The organism is Saprospira sp. CCB-QB6 (assembly GCF_028464065.1).
In the GTDB taxonomy this organism is placed as follows: domain Bacteria; phylum Bacteroidota; class Bacteroidia; order Chitinophagales; family Saprospiraceae; genus Saprospira.
In genome coordinates, this window is the sequence record NZ_CP116808.1 from 877,985 (window position 1) to 897,410 (window position 19,426).

At 45.6% G+C, this 19,426-nt stretch carries 15 protein-coding genes; 6 read left to right on the plus strand and 9 right to left on the minus strand.

The window, feature by feature from the left end:
• Positions 1-138: 138 nt before the first annotated feature.
• The 5 genes from PPO43_RS03365 to PPO43_RS03385 form a co-directional block, all read right to left on the minus strand.
• Entirely contained in the window at positions 139-1,026 is an 888-nt protein-coding gene (locus PPO43_RS03365) for an NAD kinase (RefSeq protein ID WP_272620390.1), read from the minus strand.
• Positions 1,027-1,030: 4 nt separating this feature from the next.
• A complete protein-coding gene (locus tag PPO43_RS03370) occupies positions 1,031-2,413 on the minus strand; it encodes a BamA/TamA family outer membrane protein (RefSeq protein ID WP_272620391.1) in 1,383 nt (460 codons plus the stop codon).
• A complete protein-coding gene (locus PPO43_RS03375) occupies positions 2,414-2,851 on the minus strand; it encodes a PaaI family thioesterase (protein ID WP_272620392.1) in 438 nt (145 codons plus the stop codon). It lies immediately after the preceding gene.
• A 299-nt stretch (positions 2,852-3,150) separates the two neighbouring features.
• Positions 3,151-5,562: a ribonucleoside-diphosphate reductase subunit alpha gene (locus PPO43_RS03380; protein ID WP_442985471.1), complete on the minus strand. Its 2,412-nt coding sequence runs from the start codon at positions 5,560-5,562 to the stop codon at positions 3,151-3,153.
• Positions 5,563-5,801: 239 nt separating this feature from the next.
• On the minus strand, positions 5,802-6,773 hold the full coding sequence (locus PPO43_RS03385; RefSeq protein ID WP_272620395.1) for a ribonucleotide-diphosphate reductase subunit beta: 972 nt from the start codon (positions 6,771-6,773) through the stop codon (positions 5,802-5,804).
• A gap of 630 nt (positions 6,774-7,403) precedes the next feature.
• On the opposite strand from PPO43_RS03385, the gene PPO43_RS03390 reads away from it, so the two are divergent.
• Positions 7,404-9,068, plus strand: coding sequence for a S8 family peptidase (locus PPO43_RS03390; protein WP_272620396.1), 1,665 nt, complete (start codon positions 7,404-7,406; stop codon positions 9,066-9,068).
• A gap of 3 nt (positions 9,069-9,071) precedes the next feature.
• On the plus strand, positions 9,072-10,253 hold the full coding sequence (locus tag PPO43_RS03395) for a glycosyltransferase family 87 protein (RefSeq protein WP_272620397.1): 1,182 nt from the start codon (positions 9,072-9,074) through the stop codon (positions 10,251-10,253).
• 55 nt (positions 10,254-10,308) lie between these two features.
• Here PPO43_RS03395 and PPO43_RS03400 read toward each other — a convergent pair whose 3' ends face one another.
• From PPO43_RS03400 to PPO43_RS03410, 3 genes are read right to left on the minus strand one after another with little or no spacing between them, the layout of a single operon-like run.
• Positions 10,309-11,292 (minus strand): hypothetical protein, encoded by a 984-nt coding sequence (locus PPO43_RS03400; RefSeq protein WP_272620398.1) that lies wholly within the window; start codon positions 11,290-11,292, stop codon positions 10,309-10,311.
• Complete coding sequence (locus PPO43_RS03405; protein WP_272620399.1) at positions 11,279-12,001, minus strand: ABC transporter ATP-binding protein; 723 nt, start codon at positions 11,999-12,001, stop codon at positions 11,279-11,281. The genes PPO43_RS03400 and PPO43_RS03405 overlap by 14 nt, the downstream gene beginning before the upstream one ends.
• The gene (locus PPO43_RS03410; RefSeq protein ID WP_272620400.1) at positions 11,994-12,485 is read right to left on the minus strand and encodes a hypothetical protein; all 492 of its coding nucleotides are present in this window, start codon (positions 12,483-12,485) and stop codon (positions 11,994-11,996) included. The genes PPO43_RS03405 and PPO43_RS03410 overlap by 8 nt, the downstream gene beginning before the upstream one ends.
• Positions 12,486-12,787: 302 nt before the next feature.
• Between PPO43_RS03410 and PPO43_RS03415 the strand changes: the two genes are divergently transcribed.
• The 4 genes from PPO43_RS03415 (at position 12,788) to PPO43_RS03430 (ending at position 18,818) form a co-directional block, all read left to right on the plus strand.
• The gene (locus PPO43_RS03415; RefSeq protein WP_272620401.1) at positions 12,788-12,985 is read left to right on the plus strand and encodes an exodeoxyribonuclease VII small subunit; all 198 of its coding nucleotides are present in this window, start codon (positions 12,788-12,790) and stop codon (positions 12,983-12,985) included.
• A 61-nt stretch (positions 12,986-13,046) separates the two neighbouring features.
• Positions 13,047-13,601, plus strand: a complete 555-nt coding sequence (locus PPO43_RS03420; protein WP_272620402.1) for a DUF1599 domain-containing protein — start codon at positions 13,047-13,049, stop codon at positions 13,599-13,601.
• A 194-nt stretch (positions 13,602-13,795) separates the two neighbouring features.
• Positions 13,796-15,490: a MauE/DoxX family redox-associated membrane protein gene (locus tag PPO43_RS03425; RefSeq protein ID WP_272620403.1), complete on the plus strand. Its 1,695-nt coding sequence runs from the start codon at positions 13,796-13,798 to the stop codon at positions 15,488-15,490.
• A 133-nt stretch (positions 15,491-15,623) separates the two neighbouring features.
• On the plus strand, positions 15,624-18,818 hold the full coding sequence (locus PPO43_RS03430) for a S41 family peptidase (protein WP_272620404.1): 3,195 nt from the start codon (positions 15,624-15,626) through the stop codon (positions 18,816-18,818).
• Positions 18,819-18,879: 61 nt separating this feature from the next.
• Here PPO43_RS03430 and PPO43_RS03435 read toward each other — a convergent pair whose 3' ends face one another.
• Positions 18,880-19,296 carry a hypothetical protein gene (locus PPO43_RS03435; RefSeq protein ID WP_272620405.1) on the minus strand — a complete coding sequence of 139 codons (417 nt, stop codon included), beginning with the start codon at positions 19,294-19,296 and terminating at the stop codon, positions 18,880-18,882.
• Positions 19,297-19,426 lie beyond the last annotated feature (130 nt).

Below are 19,426 nucleotides of genomic sequence, written 5' to 3' on the forward strand. Positions count from 1 at the left end.
CGCAGCCGCAGACCCAGGCGGCAAAGCCGCCGCAGGGCCGAGCGAGCAGCGAGCTGCAGAACGACAACAAGGCCTTTAGGCCGCAGTTCGACGACCAAAGGGAGTAACCGCCGCAAGGCGAAGCCGCAGCGGAGGCCCCTAATCATTCCGAGAATCGGTCCCCCAATGCAGCTTTTTGCGGATCATGTAGAGGAAGTTGCGATCATCGGGGCGGAGCAAAGTCGTTTGGAAATCACATTTGCGGATAGCCAGTTGGCAGCTAGCCTGAATGGCTCGGTAGCGAGAATCTAGGGTACAAAGGAAATGCTCGGCTCGGCCCTCCACCTCAAAAGAGATAACCACATCATCGGAAAGGACAATAGGGCGGACATTTAGGTTGTGGGGGGCGACGGGCGTGATAATAAAATTGCCAGAGCGGGGAAAAATAATGGGTCCCCCACAGCTCAGCGAGTAGCCCGTAGAGCCCGTGGGACTAGCCACAATGACCCCATCGGCCCAGTAAGAATTGAGAAATTCGCCATTCACATAGGTGTGAATAATGACCATAGAAGAGGTATCTCGCTTGAGAATAGCGAAATCATTGAGGGCAAAATTGGCGCTGCCAAAGAGGGGACTAGAAGACTCTAGCTGCAAAAGCACTCGTTTATCTTCTACCAAAGCGCCCTGCTCAAAGGCTTGTAAACTCTCTTCAATTCGGTGCTTTTCGATCATGGCCAAAAAGCCTAGTCGGCCCATATTGAGGCCCCAGATAGGAACGCCTGTATCGCGGACATAAGTCACAGCTTCTAGGATGGTCCCATCTCCGCCCAGCGTAATACAGCAATCGAGTTCGGCAGCGCGAAAATCCTCATGCGTTTGGAAACAATAGAACGAATTATTGATTTTGATGCGGCCCATAAAAGAGTCATAGTACTCTTGATAAATGTAGAGTTCCCATTCGGGGCGGCGGGCGAGGGCATCAAAGACCTCTTGAACCAGCTGCTGTTGTTCCTTTTTTAGGAAGCGGCTAAAAAGGGCAATACGCATAAGACTAGAGATTCATTTTTAGGCGAAAAAAGAAGGCGGTTTCTAGAGATTGGTTAAGGCTATATTCAAATTGAAGCACAAAGCGATACTGCAGTAGGCCAAGGTCGATAGCGGGGCCAGTACCCCAAAGCGAGCGATTGACTAGGCTGCCTTGTTCTTGATAAAAGCGATCCCAAACATAGCCATAATCTAAATGATAACGCAGGTGGAGAGCGATAAAAGGGGATTCCTCTGCTCCCCATTCCATCAATTTGACATTGATATCGCTGCGCCAGAGCAGATAATCTTGGCCATAAATTACATAATATTGATTGCCTCGGACCAATTCCTCCTCAAAGCCTAGGGCTTCTTGTTCAAAAAAGGCTTGCTTTTGTCTAGCGAGGCTCAGTTTGCCACTCAATTGGCCGCCCACACTCCAGTAATCGTTACCAAATTTATGATAATAGGCCAACTTAGTGCCTAGGGTCCATTGGTTGAGTTCATTGAAGAGACCCAGTCCTTTTTTCTCGGTCTCGGCTTGTAAGTAATAGCCCTTAAAGGGGTAGTTTCGGAAATCTCTGCGGTCTTTGGACCAACTATAGCGCAGGCGAAAATCTCTTTGTCGGGCTTTGCCCAAGAGGAAATCGGCATTTTGGGCAAAAATAGAATCACTAACCCCATAATTGTGGAAGCCCAAAGTCAGTTGGTGTTGGCTCCATACATCTTGGCGGAAATAAAGGCCCAATCGAAAACGCAGGCGGTCGAACTGTGGTCCTCTTCGATCGAGATCCCGATAAAATAGGCGTTTGTTATCGGCTACGCCATAGGCTAGCTCTTTATTATTGGACCAAAGGCCCTCTATGCTGTAGCCCCAAGCATTCTTATTGCGCAAGGGAGGCAAGACATAGACCAATTCGACCTTAGGGCTATAGCCGACCTGCCCAATCACTTTCAGCATATCATTATAGCCGCCAGGGTTTCGCCAAAGGCCCCAAAGGCCTAAGTTCACCCTTCGGAGATCGAAGTTGAAGCTTTTCCACCAAACATTAAAGTTGCGATCGGCTAGTTCGAGCATGGGGATGGGATAAATCCCTAGGTTTTCATCTAGTTCGATGCCTAGAACAATGCTTTTACCCTCCCATTCTTTCACTCGGACCACAGCTGTTTTGAATAGGCGGCTATTGAGTAGACTTTGTTGGGCCAAATCCAGCTGCTCTTGCAAGTCATTAAGTCGAAAGCTATCGCCTACACTAAAGGGCAGATAGGCGGCCACCGTTTTGGGTTTGCTCCGCAGCTTTCCGCCCTCGATATCGGAGAGGATCAGGCTATCTATACGGACATAAGGGAGCTGAGCTTGGGCCTGATAGCCTAAACTCAGCAACAGGATAATAAAAAGGAGGAAACGCATCTAGCTGCTAGGAATTTGGAGATAATTAGAACTGCCGTGGGCCAAAACTTCACCTTTTTCATCTAGGATAAGGCAACGCATATTGGCGGAGCGCTTACCAATTCGGATGAGTTCGGGTTGGGCAATGATTTTTTGGCCCTCAAAAGCGGCCCGCACAAAATCTACCTGTAAGCTGGTTGCATAATAGGCCGTATCTTCTGAAAGCACAAAGAGCTGCATCCCCATGGCCTCATCTAAAATGGCTGAGATTGCGCCTCCATGTAGGCTACTCATGGGGTTGAGCATATCTGGGCGGACCTCAAACTCTAGTTGGAGCATACCCGTTTTTTCATTGATCGAAAGAATTCGAGCATTGAGCCAAGCCCCCAAGCCACTGATATTCCCTTCAATATGTTTGCCTTCATGAGCCTTGACAAAGGCGATCTTTTCTTTAGACATTTGTTCTGTTGTTTTAAGCGATAACAGTCATTATAGAATGTACAAAAGTAGTTTTTTTTTGATGGCTAGGGGAATGTTTTTGGTCCCTTGCGTCCTACAGGCGGCAAAGCCGCCGCAGGCTGAGGGGCTGTAGCAGGGCCGCCGAAGGCGGCAGACCAAAGCGGCTTTGCCGCTGCAGGGCCGAGCGATCAGCGAGCTGCGCAATGGCCCGACCCGCCCGCAGGGCGGGGCAGCCCCAAAAAAAGAGCAGTTCCTCCCGAAAGAGCAACTGCTACAAACAAACTACTTAATTTTAAATTTTAAGAGCCGCACATCAAGCAATCGTCGGGATTGTCGATGCTACAGGCTACGCCTTCTTGGCTGTTGGCCTCCTCGATTTGGGCGGCGGTGCGGCCAGCTAAAGCTTGGTTATTGCTGCCATTTTGGCCCACAAACTTCTGTTGGTACTTGGCGCTGAGGGTAAACTTAATGGGATCTACTGCGGCTTTAGAGCGGAGGTAGTACATGCCCGTTTTCAGGCCACGTTTCCAGGCGTGGAAGTGCATAGAGGTCAGTTTGGCAAAGTTGGGGCTCTCGACGAAGAGGTTGAGGCTTTGCGACTGGCAGATGAAGGCGCCACGATCGGCGGACATATCGATAATGGCTCGTTGTTTAATTTCGTAAGCCGTTTTGTAGAGCTCCTTAATATCTTGGGGCAGTCCCTCAATATTTTGGACCGAACCATTGGCGGCGATCAACATCTCTTTGAGTTCTTGGGTCCAATATCCACGTTCAATTAGGTCTTTGAGTAGGTGTTTATTGACGACCACATACTCGCCAGAAAGGGTGCGGCGGCTATAAATATTGGAGGTATAGGGCTCGAAGCACTCATTATTTCCGAGAATTTGAGAGGTGGAAGCGGTAGGCATAGGGGCAACCAATAAGCTGTTGCGCACTCCATGGGCCAAAATTTCTTGGCGGAGGGCTTCCCAATCCCAGCGATCTGAGGGAGTCACATCCCAAAGGTCAAATTGGAATTGTCCTTGGCTGATGGGCGAGCCCGCATAGGTGGAATAAGCGCCCTCTTCCTTGGCCATTTGGCAAGATTCGGTCATGGCCGCAAAATAAATCGTCTCGAAAATATCGCGGTTGAGTTGACGGGCTTCTTCACTTTCAAAAGGCAGGCGGAGCATCAAGAAGGCATCGGCTAAGCCTTGCACGCCAATCCCGACGGGGCGGTGGCGCATATTGCTATTTTTGGCCTCTTGGATAGGGTAATAATTGATGTCGATTACCTTATTGAGGTTGCGGGTAACGATTCGGGTTACCTCATAAAGGCGTTGGAAATCATATTGGCCATCTTCGGTTACAAACTTAGAAAGGGCGATAGAGGCTAGGTTACAGACGGCCACCTCATCGGGGCTGCTGTACTCCATAATCTCAGTGCAGAGGTTACTAGAGCGGATCACGCCCAAGTTTTTCTGGTTTGATTTGCGGTTTGCATGGTCCTTATACAACATATAAGGCGTGCCCGTTTCGATTTGAGATTCTAGGATTTTCATCCAAAGCTCTCTAGCCTTAATCGTTTGGCGGCCTTGGCCTTCGGCTTCATAGGCCAAATAGCGTTTTTCAAACTCTTCGCCATAGCTATCGTACAGGCCGGGGCATTCATTGGGGCACATCAGGGTCCATTCGGCATCCTGTTCTACTCTTTGCATAAAGAGGTCGGGAATCCAGAGGGCATAAAAGAGATCGCGGGCGCGTTGTTCTTCTTTACCGTGGTTCTTTTTGAGGTCCAAAAACTCAAAAACATCGGCATGCCAAGGCTCCAGATAAACGGCAAAAGCGCCTTTGCGTTTTCCGCCGCCTTGGTCCACATAGCGGGCGGTATCATTATAGACGCGAAGCATGGGCACAATGCCGTTCGAGTTGCCGCCCGTGCCTTTGATATAGCTTCCTTTGGCGCGGATATTATGGATGCTTAGGCCAATTCCACCAGCAGATTGCGAGATTTTGGCGCAGCGGCTAAGGGTTTCAAAAATGCCAGGAATAGAATCGTCCGTCATGCTCAGCAAAAAGCAAGAAGAGAGCTGCGGGCGGGGCGTTCCAGAATTGAACAAGGTGGGCGTAGCATGCGTAAACCAGCGCTCTGACATCAGCTTATAGGTTTGCAAGGCGGCCTCAATATTTTCGCCATGAATGCCCAAGGCCGTGCGCATAATCATATACTGTGGGCGCTCGATAATTTTGCCATTGACCTTCATGAGGTAAGAGCGTTCTAGGGTCTTAAAACCGAAGAAATCATAGTCATAATCGCGTTCGTGCACGATAGCCGCATCGAGTTGCTCGCTATGTTTTTCCACCAAAGCCATAAAATTATCGGCGATCATTTGAGCATTTTCGCCTGTTTTGGGGTCGATATATTGGTGGAGGCGGCGCATGGTTTCGGTAAAAGAGTCGGAGCTTCCCTTGTGTAGATCCGAAACCGAAATTCTAGCGGCCAAGATCGCATAATCGGGATGTTCGGTGGCCATAGAGGCGGCAGTTTCTGCCGCTAGCTTGTCCAGCACCTCGGTAGAGACCCCATCATAAAGGCCCAAAATGACCTTTTTAGAAATCTCAATCACATCGATATAGCGATTGTCCAATCCGTCGCAGAGGTAATAAATCCGCCGCATAATTTTATCAAAACTGACGTCTTCTTTGCGGCCGTCTCGCTTGGTCACTTGCATCAAATGCATCATTATCTATTTTGGCTTGGCTAAAAAAGCGCTTAGTCTTGCTGGCTAAGCGCTCATTAGTCTGTTTTTTAATATTTGTTATGTTGGGGCCTCCCGCCTTCGGCGGGCGCTACGTTTCGCAGCTCGCTGCTCGCTCGGCCCTGCGGCGGCAAAGCCGCCTTGGTCTGCCGCCTTCGGCCACTGCTGCACATCGCTAGGCCAGCGGCTGCGCCGCTTGTTTTAGCGCTTGGCTAAAAATCCTCATCCAAAGAGAAGGTTTGTTTTTCTCTTTCGGCCATTACGCCAGCTTTTTGGTAATCGCCCACTCTTTTTTCGAAGAAGTTGGTTTTTCCTTGTAGCGAGATGAGTTCCATCCAGGGGAAGGGGTTGCTACTGCCATAAACCTTAGATTGGCCCAAAGAAACGAGTAAGCGATCGGCCACAAACTCGATATATTGCGACATCAATTGGGCGTTCATTCCAATGAGCGAAACGGGTAGGGCTTCCGTCACAAATTCTTGTTCTAGGCTAACGGCTTCGGTAATAATGCTGCGGAGTTCTTCGGCGGGAATGGGATTTTCCAGCATAGAATAAAGTAGGCAGGCAAAATCGCAATGCATACCTTCATCGCGGCTAATGAGCTCGTTCGAGAAGGTTAGTCCGGGCATAATGCCTCTTTTCTTTAGCCAATAAATAGAGCAGAAACTGCCTGAAAAGAAAATGCCTTCTACGGCGGCAAAAGCGACTAGGCGGTGGGCAAAAGAGGGAGCCTCTTCGATCCATTTGATAGCCCATTTGGCTTTACGTTGAACGCAAGGCAGGGTTTGCATGGCATTAAAAAGGGCGTTTTTCTCGGTGCTATCTTGAATGTAGGTATCTATGAGGAGGCTGTAGGTTTCGGCGTGGATATCTTCGATTTGGATTTGCGTAGCGTAAAAAGAGCGGGCTTCGGCTACTTGAACATCGCGGTAGAAGTTGAGCACTAGGTTTTCGTTTACGATGCCATCGCTAGCGGCAAAAAAGGCCAACACATGTTTGATAAAATGCTGCTCATTGGCCGATAGTTTTTTCCAGTCGTGTAGATCGGCAGCAAGATCAATTTCGTCGGTGGTCCAGAAGCAGGCAAGGGCCTGTTTGCGCATTTCCCAGATGGCATCATGTTGAATGGGGAAAAGGACAAAACGCTGGTCATTTTCTTGGAGAATGGGCTCTATTACAGACATTTATTGGGCGATTTATTAAAGCTTAGAAAACATTTTGGTGTAAGGCAAAGAGCAGGAGATAAAGCTTCATTTGCGCTCTCTGCAAAGGTCTGAAAAAAGCCCTTAAACTGCAAGTGAACAAATTAGTGGAGGGGCTGCAAAGCCGATAAACAGGGACTTAATTTAAAAAATAAAGTTATTCCCATTTTGGGAACGGCATGTGCATATCTCTGTGTATAAGTCCCTCTAAGTTCGATAGTGGGCGGCTTTGAGGGGGCTAAAAATTGCTGCTTAAAGGATCAATTTGAAAACAAAAAAGTTTAGGTAAAACAATTTAGTTTAAAGCGTTAGCAACCTTTGGGAGGAACAAAAAAAAGCAATCTGCCAGAGCCAAGTAGATTGTTTTTTTGGGGGTAAAAGCGATGAAATTATGGGCAGGAGTTTTGGCTAATTTGGGGTGGGCGGAGCAGGTCTATTTGGCTGAGGGGCTGGAGCAGGGCCGCCGCAGGCGGCAGACCAAGGCGGCTTTGCCGCCGCAGGGCCGAGCGAGCAGCGAGCTGCGGAATGGCCCGACCCGACCGAAGGGAGGGGCAGCCCCAAAAAATAGGTTTTTAAATCAGTTCCTTTTACCTTTGCCCAAAATGAAAAACCATGATACAAAAAAGCAGTCTTAGTCTTTTGTTCTTGCTCTTCGTCTTAGTTGGCGCAAAGGCCCAGAGTTTTAATCACAACCTTTATGCGGTCTTTTTTACGGATAAGGAAGAGAATCCTTATAGTGTTTTGCGGCCTTGGGAATATCTTGGTCCAGACGCTTTAGAGCGCCGAGCGATTGCGGGCATCAGTATTGATGAGCGTGATTTGCCGCTTAATCCACAGTATGTAGAGGCTGTGACGGCCTTAGGTGTGGAGTATTGGTTGGCTTCTAAATGGTTGAATGCCTTGGCGATTCATGTAGAGGACACGGCTAAATTGGCGGCCATTCGGGAATTAACCTTTGTTCGAGAAATCATGCCATTGGGGAAAAAGCGTCGTTTAGAAGAGGTTAAATGGCACAAGCATTTCAAGCAAGAAGATTATAATAAAACGGAGCATCCTTTGGGTTATTCGCTCAATCAGATTGCGATGTTGGGGGGGCATCTTTTGCATGGACTTAATGTGAAGGGGCAAGGGCGTAAAGTGGCCATTTTTGATGGTGGATTTTTGAATGTTTATCGGATGCCTGCTTTTGATAGTCTTTTTGCGAACAATCAGATTTGGGGCACGCATGATTTTGTGCAAGGCGATGAATTTGTTTATGAGCAGAGCACGCATGGGACCAACGTTTTGTCTTGTATGGCGGCCAATCTGCCCTATTTGATTCAGGGGACGGGCCCCAAGGCCAACTACTACCTCTTCAAAACCGAAGATGTGGGAGGTGAATTTAGAATTGAGGAATTTAATTGGGCTGCGGCGGCGGAAAGGTCGGATAGTTTGGGCATAGAAATCATCAACTCCTCTTTGGGCTATACCTCATTTAATGACCAGAGCATGAGTTATGAGTACAAAGATATGGATGGCAAGACGGCGCTTTGTTCGCAGGCCGCAGATGTGGCTGTAGAAAAGGGAATTTTAGTCATCAATAGTGCGGGAAATGAGGGCAATGGGCCTTGGAAATACATTGGTGCCCCTGCCGATGCGCAGAATGTCTTATCTATTGGAGCGGTTCGTCCGAATGGTCAAAAAGCGGGCTTTAGTTCTTTTGGGCCCACGGCTGATGGTCGCATCAAGCCCAATGTAGTGGCTCAGGGGCGAAGTGCTATGGTAGCGGGGCTCAATGGGTACTCTGTTAGTTCAACAGATGGGACTTCTTTTTCTTCGCCTATTTTGGCGGGTATGGCCAGTAGTCTTTGGTCGGCATTTCCAGAAAAAAACAACTGGGAAATTCGCCATGCTATAGAGTGGGCGGGCCAAAATTCGGAGCCAGATACGGCTATTGGTTTTGGGATACCCAACTTCTTCACGGCCTACATTTCTTTATCTGAAACGGCCTTATTGATTACGCAAGAGGGCGTTTTGCAGCTTCGGGATAAGCCCTTGCAGGCGGCTAATAGTTTGCGTTTGGCGGTTGGGGCTCCTGGCAGTGTTTTCGAGCTGCGCTATTATAATAGTTTGGGCCAATTGCTTGCAGAGCAAAAGCTAGAAATTGGAGAAGAGCAGTTAATTCGCTTTGATTTACCGGCAAATTTGCCCGCCAATGGCATCTATCATTTAGTTGTTGATATAGCTGATTATCGTTTTTATGAAACCTTGGGCTGTTTTCAGCCGCAACAACCCTAAGTCATGACCAAACCCAATTTTTGGGAGCGTTTGCCCTTTTCGCCCAAGCTATGGCTTCTCTTTTATTTGTTGATGGCCTTGGGCGTGAGTTTGCAACTCTATTATTTGAGGGGAAATACCATTTTGCACGATATTGAATCGACGCCCTACAACAACTACCTCATTTTCAAGCAGTCTTTTTGGCATTTGTTGGCGCATAAAGATCTGTACGATTGGTATCCCACAGAAACTGCGGACCTCTTTAAGTACAGTCCATTCTTTGCCCTTTTGATGGCGCCTTGGGCCTTTTTGCCCACTCCCATTGGTTTAGCGCTCTGGAATATGGTGAATGTCGGCATTTTCTTTTGGGGCATTCGGCAAATTCGATTGCCCAAGGGCAGCGCTCATTTTTTTATGGCCTTTGTCTTTATGGAGCTAGTGAGCAGCACCCAGAATAGCCAGACCAATGCCCTTATTGCGGGACTTTTACTGGCGGGTTTGGCCCTTTTGCGTAGAGAACAGATTTTTTGGGCTTTGGGGGCACTTTGGCTTACCGTTTATATCAAACTCTTTGGCATTGTGGCTCTCATGCTCTTTTTCAGTACACCTAAAAAGGGGAAATTTATTGCCTATTCGGTTTTCTGGGTTTTGTTTTATAGCCTCTCCCCTGCGCTTTATACGGGCCTAGATGAGCTTTGGTGGCAATATCAGAACTGGGGACGAATGTTGGCCGAAGACCATGGCATTTCCTATGGTTTTTCGCTGATGGGCATTTTACACAGTTGGTTTGGCTTTGGCGATGAAATCAAAAAGCCTGTCCTTTTGGTTGGGGTTTTATTGATGCTTTTGCCGCTTTTGCGTTGGAAAAGTTTTTATCAGCCTCGTTTTGCCCCCCTTCTTTTGGCGGCCATTATGATTTGGGTGATTATTTTCAATCATCGGGCGGAATCTGCTACCTTCATCATTGCTATTTCGGCGGCGGCGCTTTGGTATTTGCGTTCGGCCCTACCTAAAAAGTTTCGCTTGAGCTTGCTGCTCTTTTGCTTTATTTTCAGTTCGCTTTCGCCTACTGATATTTTCCCAGCCTTTATTCGCAATCAATTTATTATTCCCTATTGCATCAAGGCATTGGGTTTTGTGGTCCTCTATTTTGTTTTGCTCTATGAGCTGCTCTTTTTACTCCCCAAAAAGCAAGCGGCTAATTAGGTAACTTGACTACATGCAAAAGGCCCAGAAGCTAGCTTCTGGGCCTTTTTTGCGTTTAAATCTCTCGACCTTTAAGAATTTTTCGTTCTGTTCTCAATTTTAGCAGCCCACCAAAAAGTGGGTCAATAGAAAAGAGATTATTTTCTGAGGTCTTTCGAGCCGTATAGATATTAACTTCTACTTGTAGATTTAGGTTTTGGCAGGCCTCAATGGCAGCTCTGGGCAGCTCCAGATTATCTACATTAAAGTGAGTGTCTTTTTGTTGCATTTCTTTTTGAAGCAAGAGCAGATATTCCATATCCTCATCCCAATATTCTTTGGCGGCGGGGCTCAAGGGCTGGCTGGCCTCATTTTGCAGCAAAACGCTAAGGACCAATTCTTCTGCGCTTTCATCCAATATTTTTTGGGCGCTGGGCGTCAAATTTACCTTTAGTTCAAAAGCGGGCAAATTGACCATATCGCCATTACAGACAAAGCGTTTTTCCAAAGGCAATTGCTTATCGGGCTCGCTACTTTGGTCCAAAACAGCTTCCTGATATTCTTCTAAGCCTTGCTCATTGACAAAGCGAAAAAGAAAGCGATCTTTTTCCTTGGCCCAAACAAAGGGATGATCCTCCTGCAACTGATCTTCTCGAATTTCAAAGCGGAAAGGCGTTTGCCAACCTTTTTTCCAAGAGACAATCTGAAAATAGTTAATGGAAGAATTATCTGCATAATTGGGCACATAGGCCAATTCCTCACCACCGTCTCCATCCAAATCGCCTAAATTTTTCCAAAGAAGCAAAGCCTCTGCCTTATCTTCTAAGGGTAAGTCAAAGCGTTGCCCGCTATTCGTCTCCCAATAAAGCCCTTCTGCACTTTGGTAAAGGCCCAATTTTTCCTTTTGTCCATCGCCATTTAAATCGACTTCAAGTACTTGATCTGGAGTTGTTATGCTTCTTAGGCTTCTAGATATGTCCTGATCAATTTTATTTTCAGGAGGTCCTGACTGACAAGCATAAGTAAGCAGGAGAATAAAAAGTAAATTAAGTTTTTGCATGATAAGGGGAGGTTTGTTCAAAAATTTCTTCTAGTTTTTGACTAGCGCCTTGGGGAGAAAGCGCCAATAAGCCTTGGTTTTCCAAAACCAAAATATAATCGGCAAAGGCTTCGGCTAAGGCCAACTCATGGCTAACCAAAATGATCAATTTATCCTGAGCCAAGGCGTTCAATCGTCTAAAGCTTTGCTTTTTATTGATAAAGTCTAAATGGGCCGATATTTCATCTAATAATAAGATGGGAGTATCTTGGACCAAAACACGGGCCAAGCCGAGCAATTGCTTTTCGCCATCGCTACAATGTCCAACTTTTGCCTCTGCCAATTGCTCTATTTCCAGCTCTTGCATCACGGTTTTCACCCGAAAGCGATCTTTTTTGCTCAATAAGCCATGCCAGGCCAAATACGGGTGCCGGCCCAAACTCACATACTCCTCGCCCCGCATAAAAGCCGTGCTCTGCTGCTTGCTTTGCAAAAGTGCCAATTCCTGCGCAAAATCTATACGGCTCCAAGTCGAATAAGCTTTATTTTGCAAAAAAAGCTGTCCAGCATAAGGCGATTCCATGCCCGCCAAAAGGCGCAAAAAGCTACTTTTCCCACTTCCATTACGGCCCAAAAGCACATAAAATCCCTTTTCTTCAAACTGAAATTCAGGAAGCTTTAAAAGCGTTCTATCGCCATACTTCAATACGAGATTTTCACAACTAATCATCTAAAAAGGATATTGATGCTAATACTTTGGGCAGCTTTTTATGAGCAAAGGCCTTCATTTTATCTTCTCGGCCCCAAATGTACAACAAATAATGCCGCTTCCCTTTTTTCCAAGCCCAAGAACGAACAATTTCCAAGCGATCTTCTCGCCAATGCCCCCGCTTTTGCCAAAGGCCAAATTCTCCCTGCAAACTATCGGCAGCACTGCTATCTTGGCCCTCAAAATGATAATTCCAAACCGCTTTTTGCTCCAATTCCTCCGCCCTTAATTCCTCACTACACAAAAGTAAAAAATTGATATCCCCCTTGGGCGCCGTATTCAAACTCCGCCAATAATCTGGCTGTTTTTCTAGCCCACCCACAAACCAATTGTACGGGATTTTGTATGCTAATTGGATGGGCTCTTGCCGCAAAAGCATCCAAGATTGCCCATAAAGGCCCGAAGTCGAAAAAAAAAGTAAACAAGCAAGTATAATTTTTTGCATCCTCTTTATAATTTTATTGCCCAACAAATTAAACTCCTTAAAAATAGGATGATTTAGCTTTTTCGGCTAAATAATGCGAGCTCTCTTTTTTTACTGTTATTTTGGGGCTTCCCCGCCTGCAGGCGGGTCGGGCTGTGCCGCAGCTCGCTATTCGCTCGGCCCTTCGGCGCTAAAAGCGCCTCGGTCTGGCCCTAAAGGGCCACTGCTATCCATCCCTAAGCCGTTTGGGGCCAAGGCCCCAGGGCCATTCGGCCCAACAAGCCGCCATCTTTTATCCTCCTTCTCTCAACCATCAAATTATTATGGAACAACAACTGACGCCAAACTCCTACGAAGACGCCTTGGTCGAACTCCAAGAAATTTTGGAAGCCATTGAAGGCCAACTTCCCCTAGAAGACCTCAATAAGCAGAGCCGACGTGCGCAATTCTTACTCCAATATTGCCAACAACGCCTCCGCTATATCGAAGAAGAGCAAAATAACATTTATGAAGAGGACTAAATGCAGCTTTTTGCAGATCTCTTCCCGCTTTATTTAATTAACTAAACTTATAGTTGTAACTTTGGAAAAGCCAACCACTGCCCAACAGTACGCTCATGAATTGGCCCAATGTAAGGCCTTATTTATCAAAAAACAGCGAGATTATGGCTCCGCTTGGCGAATTTTGCGCCCTAGTTCCTTGACCGATCAATTGTATATTAAGGCCAAGCGCATTCGCTCTATAGAAGAAAAGCAAACCCAAAAGGTTGGCGAATCTATTGCTGGCGAATATTTGGCCCTAGTCAATTATAGTTTTATGGCCCTTATTCAGTTAGAATTGCCTTTATCTGCTGGGCTGTATTTGTCTACCGAGCAAGTAGAGGCGCTTTATCAGGAGCAGGCCGATCGTTGTCAGGACCTTATGCTGCGCAAAAACCATGACTATGGCGAAGCTTGGCGAGATATGCGCCTTAGTTCTTTGACGGACCTCATTTTGATGAAGCTTTTGCGGACCAAAGAAATTGAGGACCACAAAGGGCAGCTTTTGGTGTCGGAGGGTTTGGATGCCAACTATCAAGATATTGCCAATTATGCGCTTTTTGCTTTGATTCGCTTGCGTGAAGAAGAAGTGGAATAAATCGGTTCAAAAAGCAAGGCCTTTAGGCCGCAGCTTTACGGCCTAGCGATGTGCAGGGGTGGCCGCAGGCCAGACCGAAGCGCGTAGCGCTGAAGGGCCGAGCGAATAGCGAGCCCCGAAACGTAGCGCCGCAGCTTTGCTGCGGAGGCCCAAAAACAGTAGAAAAACTATTTTATATCAATCTGTTTATCATTATGACAGTATATACTCTTTTTCTTTATATCGGTATTGTTGCTTTGGTGCTGACCTTTACTTTGGGGTTGGGACTTTCTAAAAAGCGTCAATTTGTGCGGACGCATTTGCCGCTTTGGTTTGTGCAGTATTTTGTGGGCGGCCTGCTCATTTTTTCGGGGGCCGTAAAAGTGGTAGATCCTTTGGGAACTGCTTATAAAATGGCGGATTATTTTACGCTTTTGTTGCCTGTTTTGTCCTTCATGAAGCCTTTTGTGGTTCCTTTTGGCTTAATCATGATTGTGTTAGAAGTGGTATTGGGGATCAATTTGATTTTGGGGCATGGAAAGAAATGGACCACGAGTTTGAGCTTTTTGATGATGCTCTTTTTCACTTTTCTCACAGGTTACAACTACCTCACGGGTTATATTCCACAGGATGTATCGCCCTTTGCGACGGGGCAGTGGGTCCCCTTTAATGAGAACAACATTCGGGTGAGTGATTGTGGTTGTTTTGGTGATTTTATGAAACTTTTGCCCATAGAAACCTTTGGGAAAGATATCCTTTTGACCTTGATGACTGTTTTTCTTTATGTTAGGACAGAAAACCTGCAATATGTGATTCCGGAGCAGGGAAAAGGGCGGTTAATCAGCACTTCTTTTTGGACCGTAGCGGTAACAGTGGCTAGTTTGTTCAACTTTTACTTTGGTTTGCCTTGGGTAGATTTCCGTCCTTTTGCGGAAGGTCGAAACATTGTTATTGAGCGCGAAATCTGTGCTTTAGACCAACCTGAAGTTTTGCTTACCTACACCTATAAAAATAAAGATACGGGAGAGGAAGTAAAGGTCAACAACCAGCAAATAGCCACGGAAACGGAGAAATACAGCTATCTGTGGAAGACCAAAGATGCGGATGGCAACAAGATTTGGGAAACGCAAAATGACAAAACTCAGGAGGAAGTCTTGAAGAAAGGTTGTGATTCTAAAGTAGCAGAAATGGATGCCTCTAAGCAGCACAGTTTTGCCAGTCAGGGCTATAGTTTTTTAGTCGTTGCTGATGATTTGACTAAGTCATCTAAAGAAGGATTTAGAAAAATTTCGGCTCTTAGTGTGGCGGCGGAAAAGCAGCAAGGGATTCCGACCCATGCGCTCTATTACTACATCAAAGATGCGGATGCCGATGGGGATTACAATGATGATTTGGAAGCATTTCGCCATGAATTGGGCACTGCCTTTGATTTTACGCAAAGTGATGAAAAATTGGTCAAGACGATTGTTCGTTCTAGTCCAGGGCTTTTGCTTTTGCACAATGGAACAATTGTCAAAAAGTGGCATCATCGTCAGTTGCCCGCTAGTTTTGAGGACTTGGCCAAGGAATATATTCAGGAGCCTGTTGTAGATTTAGAATTGGAATTGGACATTCAGGACTATATGCCAGAAAGCACTCGTCATGGTTTCTTCTGTTCTGTGGCCAAAGTGAATAAGGGGGATTTTGCCCAGCAAGAGTTAGACCTGGTTCTATTGGATGGCAATGATGCGCTCTTGCGCCCCTTAATTGATGAGAATACAGATTTGGGTGTTACTGGGCGTCGGCTCAAGGTCAAGTTGAGTAACAACCAGAGCTTAGTACCTAGAGATCCAAAACTAAAGTGGATTCCCAATGGTATTTTGGACCAAAATGGTCAAGCTTGGGAAGTCGTTAGTATTGAGCTAAAGTAAAAATTTATTTGCTATAAGATTATCCCCCTGCGATTTAGGTCGTGGGGGGATTTTTTTGTGTCTTAGTCGAAAAAAGCTGAAAATAAATACTCCTTTTAGTTAATTCTATTTTCATCACCATTAAATTCAACAAATGAGAGTCTCATTACTTTCAGCAATATTGCTGCTATTGGCCCAAGGAGTTTGGGCGCAAGACCGCATTCTTTTGCGGCAAGCTAGTCTTAGTCCTGATGGGCAAGAACTCCTTTTTTCCTATCAGGGAGATATTTGGCGAATGTCTTTACCTGATGGACAACCTAGGCGATTAACCGTTCATCAAGCTTATGACAGCAAAGCCATTTGGTCTCCTGATGGGAAGCAAATAGCATTTCAATCGGATCGAGAGGGCAACAACAATATTTATGTCATGCCTGCGCAGGCTGGGCGGCCCAAGCAGCTAACTTACTACTCGGGCAATGACCAACTTTTGGGTTGGAAAGATGATAAAACGCTTTTATTTGCCAGCAGTCGGACCTATATTAAAATAGAGCGCAGTTATGGCGTTTATGAAATTCCCGTTGAGGGAGGGCAGCCTCAGCGCATCTTAAATAGTGATGCTGTAGGGGCTCAGATATCGCCCAATAAGGAGCAGTTGTTATTGGTTCGGGGAGCTTGTAGAACAGCTAGAGAAGACTATCGAGGGCCTGCCAACCGAGACCTTTGGACCTATAATATTAAAGCTGATCAATTTGAGCAAATTACAGACTTTAAGGGCAATGATTTCAATGGGCAATGGATAGATAATCAGCGATTCTGTTATATCTCCGCCCAATCTGGTCGATACAATATCTACCTTAAAGATCTGGCCACAAAGAAAGAAAAATCGCTAACCCAAGAAAAGAAGATGGGGATTTTAGATTTTTCAGTTAGCCGAGATGGACAGTATATGGTATATCAGCAGGCCGACCAAATTTTTTGGGGCAAAACGGAAGGGAAAAAACAGGAAATCAAGGTAGAAATTGCTAGTGATTACCGTTTTGATCCCTTTATCAAAAAAAACTACAGCAGTGTAGAAAACTACAGCCCCTCTCCTAACGCCAAGCGCATTGCTTATGAGGTGCATGGCGATATTTTCGTTGGGGCGCAGCATAAAGAGCTTACCCAAGGAAGAGCTTTAGCTCAGGGACCCAGCCGTCAAAGAGATCCCATTTACCTCAATGAGGAAACAGTACTTTATCGTAGTGATGAAACTGGAAAATATGCTCTTTACAGCGTACAATCTACAGATACGGCAGAAACAGATCTTTATCGCAGTTTAAAGGTAAAAACGCAGTTGGTCCAAAGTTTCGATTTAGATATTACAAATTATTGGCTTTCTCCTGATCGTAAACAACTAGCCTATTTATTGGGTGTTGGTCAACTTTGGGTGGCCCAAATTGATAGCTTGGGCAAATTATCTAAGAATAAAAAGTTGTTGGATGGTTGGGCTACACCTAGCGGTCTGAGCTGGTCACCTGATAGCTATTGGCTGGCCTATTCATTAGAAGATCTGAACTTTAATGAAGAGATTTTTATTCATGCTGCCAATGATTCTATTCCTCCCGTTAATGTGAGTATGCACCCTCGTAAAGACCACAACCCAGCCTGGAGTCCTGATGGAAGCAAACTCGCCTTTAGCTCTAATCGTAACAATGGCGATAGCGATATTTGGTTTGTTTGGCTCAAAAAAGAAGACTATCTCCGTCAAACCACCGAATGGAAAGAGCTAGAAATTTGGTCTGAAGAAGATGAAAAAAGTCCCATTTCTGTTGCAAAAAAAGTAGTTATTGATTTTGACCAAATCTATGCCCGTAGCCGACAAGTAACGGCCATGCCTGGTAGCGAAAGTGGGATATGTTGGGCGCCAGACAATAAACATATCTTCTATCTCAGCAGCGCAAATAGCGGTAAAAACTTTGAAAAAGATCGTGCGCTTTATACGGTGCGCTGGGATGGCAAAGAAAACAAAGAAGCTATTCCTGGCAGCCAAAGACCCTATAATTTGCAACTTTCTGCAGATAGCAAATACCTCTTTAGCCAAGTATCAGGAGGAAAGCTGGCCTATATTCAACTTTCCAATCAAAAACTCACAGGCCTGAGCTTCCGCTCTTCTTTAGAAATTGATTATGCAGGAGTTTTAGCTCAAATTTTTGATGAAGGCTGGCGTGCGCTAGAAGTAGGTTTCTACGACCCTCAATTTCATGGCTACAACTGGAAAAAGCTCAAAGAAACTTATCGCCCACTTTGCCTAAAAGCCTCTACCAAAGAAGACTTCCAATGGATGTACAACCTAATGCTTGGACAGTTAGATGCTAGTCATATGGGCCTTTATGGAGGCGACAATCCAAAGATGCTCCAACGAAAAGCTACAGGTTTACTGGGCCTAGAACTGTGGCAAGATGGAAAAGCCGGCGCTAAAGTTCGTTCGGTACTTCCCGAAAGCCCTGCTAATCGCCCAGAAAGCCAAATCTTAGCCAATGAACGGATTCTATCTGTTAATGGGAAGAGAATTGGCGCTCAAGATAACCTCTATGCCTTTTTAGAAGGAACCTCTAACAAACGTACTTTACTAGAGGTCCAAAATGAAGCTGGGGAAGTCCGCGAATTGGTCATCTGGCCCAAACGCTCCCTGAACAATGAACGCTATGAGGCTTGGGTCCAAGACCGTAAAGCCCTTACCGATAAATACTCTAAAGGAGAATTAGGCTATATCCATATCAAAGCCATGGGCTGGAGTAGCTTCGAGCGCTTTGAACAAGAACTAATGGCCGCTGGCCATGGAAAAAAAGGAATTGTCATTGACGTCCGCTACAATGGCGGTGGATGGACTACAGATTACCTGATGGCCGTGCTCTCCGTTCGCCAACATGCTTATACCATTCCTAGAGGGGCAGCCAAAAATTTGAAAAAAGAACATAAAGATTTTAGCGACTATTACCCCTATAGCGAACGCTTACCTCTTGCCGCTTGGACCAAAGGGAGCATTGCTCTTTGTAATGAAAGTAGCTACTCTAATGCCGAGATTTTCTCGCATGCTTACAAAAACTTAGGCTTGGGAACCCTAGTCGGTCAACCTACTTTTGGTGCAGTCATTTCTACTGGCGGTTATGGACTACAAGATGGTTCTTATGTTCGTATGCCTTTCCGAGCTTGGTACACCAAAGCCAATGATGAAAATATGGAGCGCATCCCCGCTATGCCTGATATTCTTGTCCGCCTAGCTCCCGATTATCAAAGTAAACAAGAAGATCAACAACTAAAAAGAGCTGTTGAAGAACTCTTGAAGCAACTCGATAACTCTAAAAAGTAATTACACAAGGCTGTCTAACTAAAAAAGTCATCTCCTCCAGAGATGACTTTTTTCATTTAACCTAACTCCCTTTCAAATCGGGATCCTGCTTTTTTATTGCTGCAGCATGTACCCAGCCCAAATAACCAAGTGCTGTTTTCACACGATAAAATGGCGCATGATATTTTTTTCCTCTTAATTGTACTGTCACACTATCTTTAGAAATTTGCCCCATAAAATAAAGCTCACTGCCTTCAGCCAAATGACGCAAAACCTTAGCATCCAATTGCTGATGCTCCCGTAACCTAAGGTTTTGCACCTCGACCCTAAACAAATCGCCCCGTTTTAATCCGCTGTCAACCTTTGGTTTACTATCTACTACCGATAAAGAAGCTTTTTCTTCTATAGACTGCTCCCCCCTCTTTTTTTCCTTATCTTGCTCACAAGCTAAGCAACTAAAGAGCATAAATAAAATGATAAAAATTAAAGCGTTTGGCATATTTTCAGTCTTAACCTAGATCACATAATGTACTTAAATATATAAAAATTGATTTATTTCTTAAAAGTTTTAACAACTTCTTTGGGGGGATCTCCCTTTTTATACATCCATAGATAAAGGCGCAAGCTGG

Excerpts from the sequence above, each read along its gene's own strand:
- PPO43_RS03370 (WP_272620391.1), bottom strand. The coding sequence starts at position 2,413 with ATGCGTTTCCTCCTTTTTATTATCCTGTTGCTGAGTTTAGGCTATCAG.
- PPO43_RS03380 (WP_442985471.1), bottom strand. The coding sequence starts at position 5,562 with ATGCAAGTGACCAAGCGAGACGGCCGCAAAGAAGACGTCAGTTTTGAT.
- PPO43_RS03405 (WP_272620399.1), bottom strand. The coding sequence starts at position 12,001 with ATGATTAGTTGTGAAAATCTCGTATTGAAGTATGGCGATAGAACGCTT.
- PPO43_RS03435 (WP_272620405.1), bottom strand. The coding sequence starts at position 19,296 with ATGCCAAACGCTTTAATTTTTATCATTTTATTTATGCTCTTTAGTTGC.
- PPO43_RS03430 (WP_272620404.1), top strand. The coding sequence starts at position 15,624 with ATGAGAGTCTCATTACTTTCAGCAATATTGCTGCTATTGGCCCAAGGA.
- PPO43_RS03385 (WP_272620395.1), bottom strand. The coding sequence starts at position 6,773 with ATGTCTGTAATAGAGCCCATTCTCCAAGAAAATGACCAGCGTTTTGTC.
- PPO43_RS03410 (WP_272620400.1), bottom strand. The coding sequence starts at position 12,485 with ATGCAAAAAATTATACTTGCTTGTTTACTTTTTTTTTCGACTTCGGGC.
- PPO43_RS03395 (WP_272620397.1), top strand. The coding sequence starts at position 9,072 with ATGACCAAACCCAATTTTTGGGAGCGTTTGCCCTTTTCGCCCAAGCTA.
- PPO43_RS03415 (WP_272620401.1), top strand. The coding sequence starts at position 12,788 with ATGGAACAACAACTGACGCCAAACTCCTACGAAGACGCCTTGGTCGAA.
- PPO43_RS03375 (WP_272620392.1), bottom strand. The coding sequence starts at position 2,851 with ATGTCTAAAGAAAAGATCGCCTTTGTCAAGGCTCATGAAGGCAAACAT.
- PPO43_RS03400 (WP_272620398.1), bottom strand. The coding sequence starts at position 11,292 with ATGCAAAAACTTAATTTACTTTTTATTCTCCTGCTTACTTATGCTTGT.
- PPO43_RS03390 (WP_272620396.1), top strand. The coding sequence starts at position 7,404 with ATGATACAAAAAAGCAGTCTTAGTCTTTTGTTCTTGCTCTTCGTCTTA.
- PPO43_RS03425 (WP_272620403.1), top strand. The coding sequence starts at position 13,796 with ATGACAGTATATACTCTTTTTCTTTATATCGGTATTGTTGCTTTGGTG.
- PPO43_RS03365 (WP_272620390.1), bottom strand. The coding sequence starts at position 1,026 with ATGCGTATTGCCCTTTTTAGCCGCTTCCTAAAAAAGGAACAACAGCAG.